Here is a 13,086-nt window from a genome sequence, read left to right as displayed (position 1 = left end):
ATGGCGCAATATTTCGAGATCCACCCCGACAACCCCCAGCCGCGGCTGCTGAAACAGGCGGTCGCCATCCTGGCGGGAGGGGGCGTGATCGCGGTGCCGACCGACTCCAGCTATGCGATCGCCTGCCACCTCGACGACAAGGCGGCGGTCGACCGCCTGCGGCTGATCCGGCGGGTCGACGAGAAGCACCACCTCACGCTGCTCTGTCGCGACCTGAGCGAGCTCTCGAACTACGCGCGGGTGGACAACAAGCAGTACCGCCTGCTCAAGTCCGCCACGCCGGGCCCCTTCACCTTCATCCTCGATGCGACGCGCGAGGTGCCGCGCCGCGTGAGCCACCCGCAGCGCAAGACCATCGGCCTGCGGGTGCCGGACCACAAGGTGCTGCAGGACCTGCTGGAGTTGCACGGCGAGCCGCTGCTCTCCACCACGCTGATCGATCCGCAGCAGGGCGAGCCGCTCAACGACCCCGAGCGCATCCGCCAGCGCTTCGAGAAACTGCTCGATGCGGTGATCGGCTCGGGCGCCTGTCCCGACCAGCCGACGACGGTGGTGGACCTCACCCCGATGGGGACGGGCGGGGAGGCGGTGCTGGTGCGGCAGGGACGCGGCGACCTGGGGCGATTGGGCCTGTGAAAGTGGCCCGGACGGGCCTCTGACACAATCGACGGGTGGATATCGACAACCTGATCCAGACCGTCCTGATTTACGCGCTGCCGGTGCTCTTCGCGATCACCGTGCACGAGGCGGCCCACGGCTACGTGGCGCGCTACCTCGGGGACAACACCGCCTACATGATGGGGCGGGTCACGCTCAACCCGGTGAAGCACATCGACCCGATCGGCACCATCCTGATGCCGCTGATGCTGTACTTCGCCACTTCGGGCGCCTTCCTCTTCGGCTACGCCAAGCCGGTGCCGGTGAACTTCGGCCAGCTGCGCAGGCCCAAGCGCGACATGATCTGGGTGGCGCTCGCCGGGCCGGCCTCGAACTTCCTCCAGGCCATCCTGTGGGCGATCCTGTTCGCGCTGTTCAAGGGCTTCGGCGTCGACGAACGCTTCTTCCTCGAGATGGCCCGCGCCGGCGTCCTGGTGAACCTGGTCATGTGGGCCTTCAACCTGTTCCCGCTGCCGCCGCTCGATGGCGGCCGGGTGCTGGTGGGCCTGCTGCCCGCGCGCCAGGCCTATGCGCTCTCGCGCATCGAGCCCTGGGGCTTCTACATCGTGATGGCCCTGGTGCTGTTCGGGATCGTCAGCAACTACTGGCTGCGGCCGCTGATCGCCTTCGGCTACTGGATCCTCGGCGTGCTGATGACGCCCCTGCAATTCCTCTTCTCCTGACATGAGCGCACCCGTCGTCCGGTACCTCACCGGCATCACCACCACCGGCACGCCGCACCTGGGCAACTACGTCGGCGCGATCCGGCCGGCCGTGCAGGCGAGCCGCCGGGCCGGCACGGAGAACTTCTACTTCCTCGCCGACTACCACGCCCTGATCAAGTGCGACGAGCCGGCGCGCATCCAGCGCTCGACGCTGGAGATCGCGGCGTGCTGGCTGGCCGCGGGCCTCGATCCGGCGCAGGTGTTCTTCTACCGCCAGTCCGACATCCCCGAGGTGACCGAACTGACCTGGCTGCTCACCTGCGTGACCGGCAAGGGCGTGCTCAATCGCGCGCACGCGTACAAGGCGCAGGTGGACAAGAACACGGCGGCCGGCGCCGACGTGGACGCGGACGTCACCATGGGCCTGTTCATGTACCCGGTGCTGATGGCCGCCGACATCCTGATGTTCAAGGCGCACCGGATCCCCGTGGGCCGCGACCAGATCCAGCACATCGAGATGGCGCGCGACATGGCGCAGAGCTTCAATCACCTGTACGGCGAGCACCTGGTGCTGCCCGAGGCGGAAGTGGACGAATCGGTGGCGCTGCTGCCCGGCCTCGACGGCCGGAAGATGAGCAAGAGCTACGACAACGTGATCGGCCTGTTCGCGCCGCGCGAGCAGGTGCGGAAGTCGATCTTCTCCATCGTGACCGACTCGCGCGCGCCCGGCGAGCCCAAGGAAGTGGAAGGCTCCGCGCTGTTCCAGATCTACCAGGCCTTCGCCTCGGCGGAAGAGACCGCGCAGCTGCGCCAGGCCTACGCGGAAGGCATCGCCTGGTCCGAGGCCAAGCAGATGCTGTTCGATCGCATCGACCGCGAGATCGCGCCCATGCGCGCGCGCTACGATCACCTCGTGGCCCATCCCGACGAACTGGAACGCATCCTGCAGGCCGGGGCGGCCAAGGCCCGCGAGCGCGCGGCGCCGCTGGTGCGCGAGATGCGCGAGGCGGTGGGCCTGCGCAACCTGGCCACCGCCGCCGGTGGCGGCAAGAAGGACAAGGCCAAGGCCGCGGTTCCGGGCTTCAAGCAGTACCGCGAGGGCGACGGCCTGTTCTACTTCAAGTTCGTCGACGCCCAGGGCAAACTGCTGCTGCAAAGCGCCGGTTTCGCCTCGCCCAAGGAAGCGGGACAGGCGATCGCCAGCCTCAGGCAGACGCAGGCGCTGTCGGCGACCGGCCTGACGCTGCTGGCGGACGGCGTTTCGGCGGAACAGGTGGCGGCGGCCCTCAAGGCCCTCGCCGACAACGGGAACTAAGGAGTTAGTACGGACTTCCTCATGGAAGACCATGTATCCTTGCCGGACATTTCGGCTCGAAAACCTTTGTCAAAACCCATGACCTTGTATGTCATCGACGACCATCCGCTGATGCGCGAGGCGGTCGTGATGCTGCTGCGCCGGATGCGCCCCGGCGCCAACGTCGTCGAACTGGACCGCCTCGGCGGCATCGAATCGGCCGTGAAGCAGCACGGCGCCCCCGACCTCATCACCCTGGACCTGAAGCTGCCGGACACCACCGGCAACTCCGGCGTCCACGAACTGAAGAAGCGCTTCCCGGAGACCCCGCTGGCGGTGCTGTCCGCGTCGCCCGCGTCCGATGCCGAGGAGCAGTGCATCGAAGCCGGCGCCGACATCTACATCGAGAAGTCCTCGGGCGGCCTGGAGATCGGCAATGCCCTGCGCGCGCTGCTGTCCGCCGACGGCCAGTTCGAGGAGCTCGCGCCCACGGACAGCAAGCTGTCCAAGCGGCAGAAGCAGCTGATCGTGATGCTCGATCGCGGCCTGTCCAACCGCGAGATCGCCGACGAACTCGGGATCAGCGAGCACACCGTGAAGGTGCACCTGTGGCGCCTGTTCCGCCGGCTGGGAGTGAAGAGCCGGACGCAGACGATCCATTACGCCCGGATGCACGGGTTGCTGGCTTCCTGAGGGTTGGTTGCTGGGGTTGCACCCCAGCCTACGTTGCACCCCAGCCTACGTTCACCCGAGCTACGGTTCGCGGCCCATCCGGGCCACCGAAGCCACCGCCCGGTCCGCCGCGGCGCGCGGGTCGGTCGGATGCAGCATCAGCCGGAACACCGTGCCGCGCCCCACGCGTGAGCGCAGCTCCAGGGGATGCCCCAGGATGTGGGTGAGCCGGCCCACGATGTAGAGCCCCAGCCCGAAGCCTTCCTCGGTGCCGGCGTGGCCCGGCACCTTGTAGAACTCGCGGAAGATCTCGCGCTGGTGCACCGGAGCGATGCCCACGCCGGTGTCCCAGATCTCGATGCGCAGGCCCTCGCGGGTGGCGCGCGCGGCAACCAGGATGCCGCCCTTCTGGGTGTACTTGACGGCGTTGGAGATCAGGTTGCCGACGATCCGCTGCAGCAGGATCGGGTCGCTCACGGCCGTGCCGGGGCGCAGGTGCAGCCGGAACTTCAGTCCCTTGGCCTCGCACAGGGGCCGGTATTGCAGTTCCAGCTCGCGCAGCAGCTTGACCACGCTGACCGGCTCGATGTTCAGGCGGATCTTTCCGGAGTCCAGCCGCGCCAGGTCGAACAGCGAGTCGAACAGCCGGTTCACCGCCTTGGTCGATTCCACGATCTTCGGCGCCAGTTCGTGCACCAGCTCCGGCTCGCTTCCCAGCCAGTCGGCGTAGAGGCCCAGCGCGTGCACCGGCTGGCGGATGTCGTGCGCCGCGCTGGCCAGGAAGCGGTTCTTGATCTCCACGGCGTCCAGCGCCGCCTGCGTCTGCCGCGTCAGCGAGTCGATCAGCTGGGTGTTGCGGAACTGCAGCTCGAAGTTGCGCCGGTGGGTGTCGTGCAGCCGGTCGCCGGCGTGCCGCAGCACCTGCCACAGGATCAGGAGCAGCGCCACCAGCCACCAGTGGTAGGTGGGGCCCTGCAGCCCGAGTTCGCCCGCCATGCGCCAGCCGATCACGGCCAGCGCGGTGGCCGCGAACGTGTCGAGGTAGCCGCGCATGACGGGACGCTGGCTGGAAAGCGTGTTGATCGAGAACATCGCCAGGCCGGCGACGGCCAGCCAGCAGACGAACTGGTCGGCCAGCGAGGTCCGGTCGAAATACAGCATCGTCGCCAGCCCCCACGCGAGGGCCGAGAGCGGCCACACCAGCCGGTGCCGGCGGAAGAAGGCGAGGTGTTCGTCGGTGCCCTCCTGCATCACCTCGCGCTCGTACAGCCGCAAGATCCCGAGCCGCCAGGCCGTCATCGCGAGCATCAGGAGCAGCCACACCGAAATCAGCAGCGGCGACGTGTCGTCCCACAGCACGCCCACGATGATCGCCACCAGCGCCAGTCCCACCCATTGCGTATTGCGCTGGGTGCGCATCAGGCTGCGAACGAGCTCTCCCTCGACCCAGTGCCCCTCCGCCGACGGCGTCGGCGGGGGCAGGCTCTCCGTTTTCATGCGGCGAGTGTAGTGGCGCGATGCGCGCGGCTTCCGCGCGAGCCCGCATCGCGGAAGGACACGACCGACAAAGGTATGGGTGTCGTCCTACAAGACCCGGCATGGAAACCCAACAGACTCTGCCGTTGCGTTGACTGATGTGAAGAGCCGCCAGCGCACCCAACCTGGACACGTTTGTTCGCAGACCAACCTAGAGACGAGGACCCCATGGATTCCCAAACCGCCCACGACACCGACAACGTCAAGCCCGCTCCGAAGAAGTCCCTGCGCGGTTTTGCCGCAATGGATCCGCAGCGCCAGCGCGAGATCGCCAGCCTGGGTGGCCGCGCGGCCCACCAGAGCGGCCATGCCCACGAATTCACCAGCGAAGAAGCCCGCGCCGCCGGCAAGAAGCGCCACGCCCGCGCGACCGCCTCCGGCGTCAGCGAAGCCCCCCGCGCCTGACTCCCGTCGTGCGTAGGACGGGCCGGTCCGCTCCTGAGCCAAGGAGCTGACAGGCCCCGGCCAGCCGGCCGCCTAGGATGGTCTCATGCCATCCACCTTGGCTCCCCCGCCTGCGACGGAGCCCTGCCCCCTGCAACACGCGCCGGCGCAAGCACATGCTTCGCCGGCGTTGCAGCTTGCGCAGGCCAATCGCGCCCTCTGGATCGCGACGCTGTCGCTCATGACGGCCTACATGCAGACCCTGGCGCCCGCCCACCGCTACCTGCTGGCCCGGCGCATCGGCCGCAACCTCGACACCCTCTCGCGCCAGGATTGCTTCGATGCGGGCTGCCGCGCCAGCTTCGGCCGCCTGGCACGGCGCTGGCAACTGCGCGCCGAGCAGGCCGCGCCCGAGGGTCCACGGCCCGCCGGCGCCCTGATGCGCCTCTTCCTCTGAGCTACCCCTCTTTGGGATAGGCGCCTGCCTACAGGACGCGCGGGGCGCGTCCGACAGAGCCGGCCCATGCTCGTCCGCACACTGCGGGAAACATTTGCACGCAATGGCAGACACCAAGGGCATGGCCAGGACCTCCACGCGATCGCTGTGGAAAGGCGCCATCACGTTCGGCCTGGTCCACATCCCGGTCGGCCTGTATTCGGCGACCGAGGAGACCGACGTCGACTTCGACTGGCTCGACCGGCGCACCATGGACCCGGTGGGCTACAAGCGCATCAACAAGCGCACCGGGCGGGAGATCGACAAGGAAGACGTGGTCAAGGGCGTGGAGCACGGCAAGGGCAATGACGTCGTGCTCACGCAAAAGGAGATCGCCGAGGCGTATCCGCGCACCACGCAGACCATCGAGATCGAGACCTTCGTCGGCCCGGCCCTGGTGCTGAACCTGCTGCGCTGGGGCGGCGAGATCCGCTCCTGGGAAGACCTGCCGCTGCCGCCGGAGGGCAGGAAGGCCGGCATCAAGGAAGCCGAGATGAAGATGGCGAAGCAGTTGATCGGGGACAGGAGCGGCCATTGGAGCGCCGCGGAGTTCCGCGACAGCTTCCACGACGCGATCATGGCGCTGGTGGAGAAAAAGGCGAAGGCCGGCGACACGGAAGCGGTGGAACCGCTGGAGGAAGCGCCGGAGGCCCGGGGCGCCGAGGTGATCGATCTCACCGAACTGCTGCGCCGCAGCCTGCAGGGCGGATCGCGCAGCGCGCCGCCGGCGCGCAAGGCGGTCGCAAAGAAGGCCGCGGCCAGGACCACGCGCGCGAAGCGCGCGGCCTGAGGCGCCGGCGACATGGGCTCGACCCCTTACCTGGCCGCCTGGCTGCTCGCCGCGCTGGTGGCGGTCGGCATCCTGAGCTGGCGGCTCGCGCACTACACGCAGCACCACGACGACCGCGGCTTGCAGGCCCAGCACCTGGCACAGGCCCTGCAGCGCTACTCGGACTGGCTGCGCGCCCAGCGGCTGGCCGCGGCCTTCGACGGCGAAAGCCCGGAGGCGGCCGCCGCCATGGATGAAGCCTGCACCATCCACTGGCTGAATTCGCACGACAAGCGGCGCTTCATCGCACTCTGGCGGCAGCACCACTTCGCCTTGCACCTCAGCATGAACCCACGGACACCGAATCGGAGGACGCCATGAACAGGCCTTTGGGCACCCTCGGCGCCGTCGCCGCCGGCGCGCTGGCGATGTACTACCTGGACCCCGAGCTGGGCCCGCAGCGGCGCAGGCTGCTGGCCCAGCTGGTGCGCAGCGGCCTGCCCGGGGGCGAGCGCGGCCTGCAGGGCCGCGGCCGCTCCGGCCGGCGCGCCTACCTGCACATTCCCTCGGCGGATCCGCAGAGCGACGCCGAACTGCGGGACCGCATCCAGGAGCGGCTCGGGCGGATGGTGAGCCACCCGCGCGCCATCCAGGTGAGCGTGGACAACGGCGTGGTGCGCCTGAGCGGCAGCGTGCTCGCCAAGGAGCGCGAGGGGCTGCTGGCACAGGTGCAGCAGATGCCGGGCGTGCAGAAGCTGGTGAACGCCATGAGCGCGCACGACCTGCCGCAGGAGATGGCGAGCCGCAACGAAGCAGTTTCCACCGCGGCGCCGAGCCGTTAGCATCGGCGGCATTCCCAAGCCGCCCTTCATGACCCGTCGCAAGCGCATGCTCCTCGCCGCCGCCGTCGCGGCGCTCCTGGTCCTGGGCCTGTCGCTGTACCTGCATTCCTGGGGCGGCGTGGTGCTGCTGGCCGTGGCCGCGGCCGGCTTCGCCTGGTACCGCGTGCAGGTGGCGCGTGGCGAAGCCGCGGAGCAATTCTTCGGCGACGCCGGCGAGGACACGCGGCTGACCAGCTTCCAGGGCGGCTCGCCGAGCGAGATGCCGCCGCTGGATCGCACCGTGCCGCCCCCGCGCGGCCGCAACGACCCCCCGGGTTCCTGATCAGCCACCTGATCCGGCTTCGCCTGCTGACCGGCTCCTACAAACCGGCCGAGCTGGCCGCCGTATGTTGAGTGCCATCGACTCAACTAGCGGAGGTATCTCCATGAAAACCAGACTACGTTCCACCGTGGCGGCCGTGATGCTGCTGGGCCCGCTGGCGGCGACCCTCGTGGCCGAACCGGCCGCCGCGCAGCAGCGCGCAGTGGTGGCCACGCCGCAGATCGCCAACATGACGCTGAACTCGGACGAGGGCCTGTCGCCGGGCGCGACCCTGCGCTTCCAGCTCTCGGCCACGCCCAATGCGCGGCGCGCCAGCGTGACGCTGGGCAACAGCCGCATCTCCGTGCCGCTGCGCCAGCAGACCCGCGGCAACTACACCGGCTCGTACATCGTGCGCCGCAGCGACCGCATCGACCCGACGCAGCTGATGACCGCGCGGGTGCAGTTCGGCGAGCGCTCGTATTCGCGCCAGTTCAACTACCCGGCGTCCTTCCAGGCGCTCGCGATGGGCGGGGCCCCGGCGGCGCCGCAGGACACCATCGAGCGCTTCGTCATGCGTCCGATGGGCCGACTGGAGGCGGGACGCGAACTGCGCTTCCGCCTCGTCGGCAAGCCGGGCGGCGACGCCTGGATGGACATCCCCGGCGTGATCCGCGGCATCGACCTGACCGAAGTTCGCCCCGGCGTCTACGAAGGCAACTACACGATCCGCCGGCGCGACAACCTCGGCGCCTTCGACGGTGCGATCGCGACGCTGAAGCACGGCGACCTGCGGGCCACCCAGCGCGTGGACGTGCGCGGCGGCGATCGCGAGTTCGGCGGCCCGGCGCGCGACGAGCGCGCCCCGCAGATCTCCGAGATGACGCCCGGCAACGGCGACCGCGTCACCGAGCGGAACAACACCCGCATCTCCGCGCGCCTGTCCGACGAGGGCACCGGCATCGATCCGCAGTCCGTGCGCCTGCGCCTCAACGGGCGCGACGTCACCGCCGATGCGCGCGTGAACGAGGACCGCGTCGTGTTCCGCGACGACCTCGACCCGGGCCGCTACACCGCCGAACTGACCGTCCGCGATCGCGCCGGCAACAGTTCCACCAAGGCCTGGACCTTCGACGTGACGGGCGAGCGCAACGTCGGCACCGGCCCCCTGCCGCTGGAAGTGACCAGCCACAGCAACAACATGGTGGTGGACGCCAACGGCAACCTGGCGATCCGCGGCCGCACGGCGCCGTATGCGACGGTCCGCGTGCAGGTCGATTCCGTCGCCAACGTTGCCGGCCTGCTGGGCGTTTCCCAGCCGGTGCTGGACCAGACGGTGCAGGCGGACCGCGAGGGCCGCTTCGGCGTGACGGCCAACCCGCGCGGCAGCGTCATCCCGGGCACCCGCTACGACGTGCGCGTCACGTCCAACAGCGGCAGCCAGACGGCGGAAGAACGGCTGACGCTGATCCAGCGCCAGGGCTGAGGCTTTCCGTGCCCTGCCAAGCCCCGCTCCGGCGGGGCTTTTTCCTGGCGACGGGCGCCCGGAGCGTTCGATACAAACTGCAACATTTCTCACGACACCCCCCGGTGGGGAGGATGAGCGGCACCTGGCGCACTCCCGGCGGCCTTACGGAACTCACTGATCGCACCTGATACTTCTTGCAACACATGTGACGGAGAGCCGCCATGCAGCAACAAGTCCGGTCCCTGGCCAGCGCCTTCAGCCTTCACCGGCTGCGCATCGCCCTGGCCGCGCTGATGGCTGCTGTGACCGTCTCGATCGTCAGCCCGCCCGCCCACGCGAATCCGGCCGCCAAGGCCACGGAGCGTGAGTTCGCGGAGGCTGTCGAGCAGTTCAAGCAGGGCAAGCGTTCGCTGGCCTTCGGCAAGTTCATCCGGCTGGCCAACCGGGGCGACGTGGACGCCGCGCGCATCGCGCTGTTCATGCACGGCTACGGGCCGACCCTGTGGGGTGCCCACTGGGAGGCGGACCGGGAGGACGTCGAGTACTGGGCGACGCTGGTGCGAAACAGCGCCACGGCCGGGCGCCCGCAGCCGGCGTTCGATCCGGTGGCGGTCGTGCCGAAGGTGAAGGTCAAGCAGGTGCGCAGTTCCACGCCGGTCGTGGTGGGACGCAGCTCCGGGGAATAGCGACTGGGGAGTCGTTTGGGGAAGGGCCCTGATGCAAGCGGGGCCCGGTGGGAGAGCCCCGCTGAAAAGCGGGGCTCCTTTTTTTGTCCCCTCCGGCCCGGCGCAGCCTGGTTCGGCACTGCAAAGTTGCAACTTTGTACCTATGTGTAGGAGGCACGAAACCGCGTCCCCCGCTTTCGTCCCACCCGCCTTCCGCCGGTCGCCTCCGCCAGCACGTGTCTTGTGTGGCAACGTGTTACTCCGAATAATCGCACTCCAGAGCGAGGGGGGTGCGATGTGAGATTCACGGCCTGCAGATGCGAGCCCGTCTACTACCAGCGTGAACGCCGGAGCGGGTGGATGAAGCTGATCGAGTCACGCAGGCTGTACCGTTGCGTGGCGTGCGAATCCCTTCTGTTCATCCGGCCCGTGGCCGAAGCGAAGGAGTTCGAGGACAGCGCCCCCGACAACCCCGAGCCCCCTCCTGCGGAGGACGACCCAAGAGCAAAACCCGCCTGATGGCGGGTTTCTTGATTGGCGGAGCAGGTGGGATTCGAACCCACGGTACGGCATAACCGTACACCGGATTTCGAGTCCGGCGCATTCGACCACTCTGCCACCGCTCCTGATTCGGTTCGCGTGGTGCGAAGCCAAGCATTGTAGTCGATTGTCATTGCGGCCTCGAGCCACAATCCATGGATCCCGGGTCAAGCCCGGGGTGACAAGGTGTCGACGCCACCCATGTACGTCCGCAGCGCCTCCGGCACCGTCACGCTGCCGTCCGCGTTCTGGTAGTTCTCGAGGATCGCGACCAGCGTGCGGCCCACCGCCAGGCCGGAGCCGTTGAGCGTGTGCACCAGTTCGTTCTTGCCCTGCGCGTTCTTGAAGCGCGCCTGCAGGCGGCGCGCCTGGAAGGCCTCGCAGTTCGACACCGAGCTGATCTCGCGATACGTGTCCTGCGCCGGCAGCCACACCTCGAGGTCGTAGGTCTTGGCGGCGCCGAAGCCCATGTCGCCCGAGCACAGCAGCATCACGCGGTAAGGCAGTCCCAGCTTCTGCAGGATCGCTTCCGCGTGGCGCGCCATCTCCTCCAGCGCCTCGTAGCTCTTCTCGGGATGCACGACCTGCACCATCTCCACCTTGTCGAACTGGTGCTGGCGGATCATGCCGCGCGTGTCGCGCCCCGCGCTGCCCGCTTCCGAGCGGAAACAGGGCGTGTGCGCCGTCAACTTGATCGGCAGCTGCGCCTCGGCCACGATCTCGTCGCGCACGAAGTTGGTCAGCGTCACCTCGCTCGTCGGGATCAGGTACAGCGCCTGCTGCTCCTCGGAAGCGAGGCCGTCCTGGCCGCCCTTGCTCACCGCGAACAGGTCCCCTTCGAACTTCGGCAGCTGGCCCGTGCCGCGCAGCGTGGCTTCGTTGACGACATAGGGCGTGTAGCACTCGGTGTAGCCGTGCTCGCGCGTCTGCACGTCCAGCATGAACTGCGCGAGCGCGCGATGCAGCCGCGCGATCTGCGACTTCATCACCGTGAAGCGCGCGCCACTGAGCTTCACGCCGGTGGCGAAGTCCAGGCCCAGCGGCTCGCCGATGTCGACGTGGTCCTTCACCGCGAAGTCGAACCTGCGCGGCGTGCCCCACTGGCGCACTTCGACGTTGCCGGACTCGTCGGCGCCCTTGGGCACGCTCTCGTGCGGCAGGTTCGGCACCGCCAGCAGCAGCGCCTGCATCTCGGGCTGGATCTGCTCCAGGCGGGCGGCGGACTGGTCCAGTTCCGCCTTCGCCTGCGCCACCTCGGCCATCACCGCATCGGCCGACTCGCCCTTGGCTTTCAGCTGGCCGATCTGCCTGGACAGCTGGTTGCGGCGCGCCTGCAGCTCTTCGGTGCGCGTCTGGATCGTCTTGCGTTTGGCCTCCAGCCGCTGGAAGGCCTCGACGTCCAGGAAGGTCTGCGGGGATTTGCGCGCCTCCAGCCGTGCGATCACGGAGGGCAGGTCTTTTCGTAACAGGTTGGCGTCGAGCATTCCCCGATTTTATTCGGCGGCCTAGGATGCACGGTTCACAGGAGAACCAGCGATGGCCATGCAGCTCGATTGCTACCTGAACTTCAATGGCAACGCCGAGGAGGCGCTCAACTTCTATGCCCAGGCCCTGGGCGGCAAGGTCGGCACCCTGATGCGGTACGAAGGCTCGCCCATGGACAACAAGGACCTGCCGGCGAACTGGAAACAGAAGGTCCTGCACGGCACGGTCGACGCCGACGGCGCGCAGATCATGGCCAGCGACACCTTCCCCGGCATGCCGCACGGCGGCTTCGCGGGCTTCGGCGTGTCGGTCTACATCAAGGATGGCGTGGACCGCGCCCGCAAGGTGTTCGACGCGCTCGCCGCCGGCGGCCAGGTGACCATGCCCTTCGCCCCGCCCTTCTGGGGTGGGCACTTCGGCATGCTGGAGGACAAGTTCGGCGTGCCGTGGATGGTCAGCACCGAGTGATCAGGCGAGCGTCGCCGGATCGAGGTTGGCGCCGCAGACCACCAGCGTGACCGTCTCGCCGGTCCGCGGCACGTAGGCGCGCGTCTGCAGCGCCGCGAGCGGCAGGGCCGCCGCGGGCTCCACCGCCAGCTTGCATTCCTTCCACAGCGTGAGCTGCGCGGCGCGGATCGCGTCGTCCGGGAGCAGCAGGGCGTCGTGCACGTGGCGCTGCGTCACGTCCCAGGCGATCGCGCCGATGCGGCGCGCCCCGAGCGAATCGGCTGCGATGCCGCTCACGCTCACGTCCACCGGTTCGCGCGCCGCGCGGGCGCGGTGCAGCGTCGGCGCGAGTTCTGGCTCCAGCGCGATCACGCGGCTGCGCCCCTCGAACCAGCCGGCGATGCCCGCGACGAGACCGCCGCCGCCGACGCTCACCAGCACGCTGTCCGGCGTGCGGCCGCCCTGCTCCTCGATCTCCATCGCGAGCGTGCCGGCGCCGGCGGCGACTTCCGGCTGGTCGTAGGCATGCGTGAGGAGCGCGCCGGTTTGCCGCTGGCGCGCCAGGCAGGCTTCCAGGGCTTCCGCATACACCGCGCCGGTGACCACCACTTCGGCGCCGAGTTCGCGCAGCCTGGCCTGCTTGGCGGCGCTGCTCACGGTGGGCACGAAGACTTCGCAGCGCAGGCCCAGCGCCCGCGCCGCAGCCGCCGTGGCGATGCCGGCATTGCCGCCGGAGGCGACGATCACGCCGGCGGGCGGAATCGGGTTCGCCAGCAGGCGGTTGAACATGCCGCGCGCCTTGAAGCTGCCGCCCACCTGCAGGTGTTCCAGCTTGAGCCACAGTTCGGCGCAGTCGATGCCGAAG

Annotated in this window: 17 protein-coding genes and 1 tRNA gene; 14 read left to right on the top strand and 4 right to left on the bottom strand. The window is 68.9% G+C overall.

Going from position 1 to position 13,086, the window contains the following annotated elements:
* From VF522_RS14345 to VF522_RS14330, 4 genes are all read left to right on the top strand, one after another.
* Positions 1 to 636, top strand: coding sequence for an L-threonylcarbamoyladenylate synthase (locus VF522_RS14345; RefSeq protein ID WP_330908963.1), 636 nt, complete (start codon positions 1 to 3; stop codon positions 634 to 636).
* Positions 637 to 671: 35 nt separating this feature from the next.
* Positions 672 to 1,340 (top strand): site-2 protease family protein, encoded by a 669-nt coding sequence (locus VF522_RS14340; RefSeq protein WP_330908962.1) that lies wholly within the window; start codon positions 672 to 674, stop codon positions 1,338 to 1,340.
* A gap of 1 nt (position 1,341) precedes the next feature.
* Positions 1,342 to 2,637 carry a tryptophan--tRNA ligase gene (locus VF522_RS14335; protein ID WP_330908961.1) on the top strand — a complete coding sequence of 432 codons (1,296 nt, stop codon included), beginning with the start codon at positions 1,342 to 1,344 and terminating at the stop codon, positions 2,635 to 2,637.
* A 78-nt stretch (positions 2,638 to 2,715) separates the two neighbouring features.
* Positions 2,716 to 3,309 carry a response regulator transcription factor gene (locus VF522_RS14330; protein WP_330908960.1) on the top strand — a complete coding sequence of 198 codons (594 nt, stop codon included), beginning with the start codon at positions 2,716 to 2,718 and terminating at the stop codon, positions 3,307 to 3,309.
* 60 nt (positions 3,310 to 3,369) lie between these two features.
* Here VF522_RS14330 and VF522_RS14325 read toward each other — a convergent pair whose 3' ends face one another.
* Positions 3,370 to 4,785 (bottom strand): HAMP domain-containing sensor histidine kinase, encoded by a 1,416-nt coding sequence (locus tag VF522_RS14325; protein ID WP_330908958.1) that lies wholly within the window; start codon positions 4,783 to 4,785, stop codon positions 3,370 to 3,372.
* A 207-nt stretch (positions 4,786 to 4,992) separates the two neighbouring features.
* On the opposite strand from VF522_RS14325, the gene VF522_RS14320 reads away from it, so the two are divergent.
* The 9 genes from VF522_RS14320 to VF522_RS14280 all read left to right on the top strand — a co-directional run bounded on the left by VF522_RS14320 (position 4,993) and on the right by VF522_RS14280 (position 10,268).
* Entirely contained in the window at positions 4,993 to 5,229 is a 237-nt protein-coding gene (locus VF522_RS14320; RefSeq protein ID WP_330908957.1) for a KGG domain-containing protein, read from the top strand.
* Between the two features lie 169 nt (positions 5,230 to 5,398).
* Positions 5,399 to 5,665, top strand: a complete 267-nt coding sequence (locus tag VF522_RS14315) for a hypothetical protein (RefSeq protein ID WP_330908956.1) — start codon at positions 5,399 to 5,401, stop codon at positions 5,663 to 5,665.
* Between the two features lie 103 nt (positions 5,666 to 5,768).
* The gene (locus VF522_RS14310; RefSeq protein WP_330908955.1) at positions 5,769 to 6,494 is read left to right on the top strand and encodes a Ku protein; all 726 of its coding nucleotides are present in this window, start codon (positions 5,769 to 5,771) and stop codon (positions 6,492 to 6,494) included.
* Positions 6,495 to 6,506: 12 nt separating this feature from the next.
* Complete coding sequence (locus VF522_RS14305) at positions 6,507 to 6,854, top strand: hypothetical protein (RefSeq protein ID WP_330908954.1); 348 nt, start codon at positions 6,507 to 6,509, stop codon at positions 6,852 to 6,854.
* Positions 6,851 to 7,315, top strand: a complete 465-nt coding sequence (locus VF522_RS14300; protein ID WP_330908953.1) for a BON domain-containing protein — start codon at positions 6,851 to 6,853, stop codon at positions 7,313 to 7,315. The genes VF522_RS14305 and VF522_RS14300 overlap by 4 nt, the downstream gene beginning before the upstream one ends.
* A 28-nt stretch (positions 7,316 to 7,343) precedes the next feature.
* A complete protein-coding gene (locus VF522_RS14295; RefSeq protein ID WP_330908952.1) occupies positions 7,344 to 7,637 on the top strand; it encodes a hypothetical protein in 294 nt (97 codons plus the stop codon).
* 103 nt (positions 7,638 to 7,740) lie between these two features.
* On the top strand, positions 7,741 to 9,102 hold the full coding sequence (locus tag VF522_RS14290) for a hypothetical protein (RefSeq protein WP_330908951.1): 1,362 nt from the start codon (positions 7,741 to 7,743) through the stop codon (positions 9,100 to 9,102).
* Positions 9,103 to 9,305: 203 nt separating this feature from the next.
* Positions 9,306 to 9,770 (top strand): hypothetical protein, encoded by a 465-nt coding sequence (locus VF522_RS14285; protein WP_330908950.1) that lies wholly within the window; start codon positions 9,306 to 9,308, stop codon positions 9,768 to 9,770.
* 339 nt (positions 9,771 to 10,109) lie between these two features.
* Positions 10,110 to 10,268, top strand: a complete 159-nt coding sequence (locus tag VF522_RS14280; RefSeq protein WP_330908949.1) for a hypothetical protein — start codon at positions 10,110 to 10,112, stop codon at positions 10,266 to 10,268.
* 16 nt (positions 10,269 to 10,284) lie between these two features.
* Here the strand turns inward: VF522_RS14280 and VF522_RS14275 are convergent.
* Both VF522_RS14275 and serS read right to left on the bottom strand, forming a co-directional pair.
* Positions 10,285 to 10,375, bottom strand: a tRNA-Ser gene (locus tag VF522_RS14275).
* Between the two features lie 81 nt (positions 10,376 to 10,456).
* A complete protein-coding gene (gene serS / locus VF522_RS14270) occupies positions 10,457 to 11,773 on the bottom strand; it encodes a serine--tRNA ligase (protein WP_330908948.1) in 1,317 nt (438 codons plus the stop codon).
* Positions 11,774 to 11,825: 52 nt separating this feature from the next.
* On the opposite strand from serS, the gene VF522_RS14265 reads away from it, so the two are divergent.
* A complete protein-coding gene (locus VF522_RS14265) occupies positions 11,826 to 12,242 on the top strand; it encodes a VOC family protein (RefSeq protein ID WP_330908947.1) in 417 nt (138 codons plus the stop codon).
* Here the strand turns inward: VF522_RS14265 and VF522_RS14260 are convergent.
* Positions 12,243 to 13,086, bottom strand: an 844-nt coding sequence (locus tag VF522_RS14260) for a threonine/serine dehydratase (protein WP_330908946.1), incomplete at its 5' end; no start/stop codon positions are given.

Source organism: Ramlibacter sp., assembly GCF_036383835.1.
GTDB lineage: Bacteria > Pseudomonadota > Gammaproteobacteria > Burkholderiales > Burkholderiaceae_C > Ramlibacter.
Note: the sequence above shows the minus strand (reverse complement) of the source record. Positions and strands in the feature narration are given on the sequence as shown.

Excerpts from the sequence above, each read along its gene's own strand:
- VF522_RS14265 (WP_330908947.1), top strand. The coding sequence starts at position 11,826 with ATGGCCATGCAGCTCGATTGCTACCTGAACTTCAATGGCAACGCCGAG.
- VF522_RS14290 (WP_330908951.1), top strand. The coding sequence starts at position 7,741 with ATGAAAACCAGACTACGTTCCACCGTGGCGGCCGTGATGCTGCTGGGC.
- VF522_RS14345 (WP_330908963.1), top strand. The coding sequence starts at position 1 with ATGGCGCAATATTTCGAGATCCACCCCGACAACCCCCAGCCGCGGCTG.
- VF522_RS14320 (WP_330908957.1), top strand. The coding sequence starts at position 4,993 with ATGGATTCCCAAACCGCCCACGACACCGACAACGTCAAGCCCGCTCCG.
- VF522_RS14330 (WP_330908960.1), top strand. The coding sequence starts at position 2,716 with ATGACCTTGTATGTCATCGACGACCATCCGCTGATGCGCGAGGCGGTC.
- VF522_RS14335 (WP_330908961.1), top strand. The coding sequence starts at position 1,342 with ATGAGCGCACCCGTCGTCCGGTACCTCACCGGCATCACCACCACCGGC.
- VF522_RS14310 (WP_330908955.1), top strand. The coding sequence starts at position 5,769 with ATGGCAGACACCAAGGGCATGGCCAGGACCTCCACGCGATCGCTGTGG.
- VF522_RS14295 (WP_330908952.1), top strand. The coding sequence starts at position 7,344 with ATGACCCGTCGCAAGCGCATGCTCCTCGCCGCCGCCGTCGCGGCGCTC.
- VF522_RS14325 (WP_330908958.1), bottom strand. The coding sequence starts at position 4,785 with ATGAAAACGGAGAGCCTGCCCCCGCCGACGCCGTCGGCGGAGGGGCAC.
- VF522_RS14300 (WP_330908953.1), top strand. The coding sequence starts at position 6,851 with ATGAACAGGCCTTTGGGCACCCTCGGCGCCGTCGCCGCCGGCGCGCTG.
- VF522_RS14285 (WP_330908950.1), top strand. The coding sequence starts at position 9,306 with ATGCAGCAACAAGTCCGGTCCCTGGCCAGCGCCTTCAGCCTTCACCGG.
- serS (WP_330908948.1), bottom strand. The coding sequence starts at position 11,773 with ATGCTCGACGCCAACCTGTTACGAAAAGACCTGCCCTCCGTGATCGCA.
- VF522_RS14280 (WP_330908949.1), top strand. The coding sequence starts at position 10,110 with ATGAAGCTGATCGAGTCACGCAGGCTGTACCGTTGCGTGGCGTGCGAA.
- VF522_RS14305 (WP_330908954.1), top strand. The coding sequence starts at position 6,507 with ATGGGCTCGACCCCTTACCTGGCCGCCTGGCTGCTCGCCGCGCTGGTG.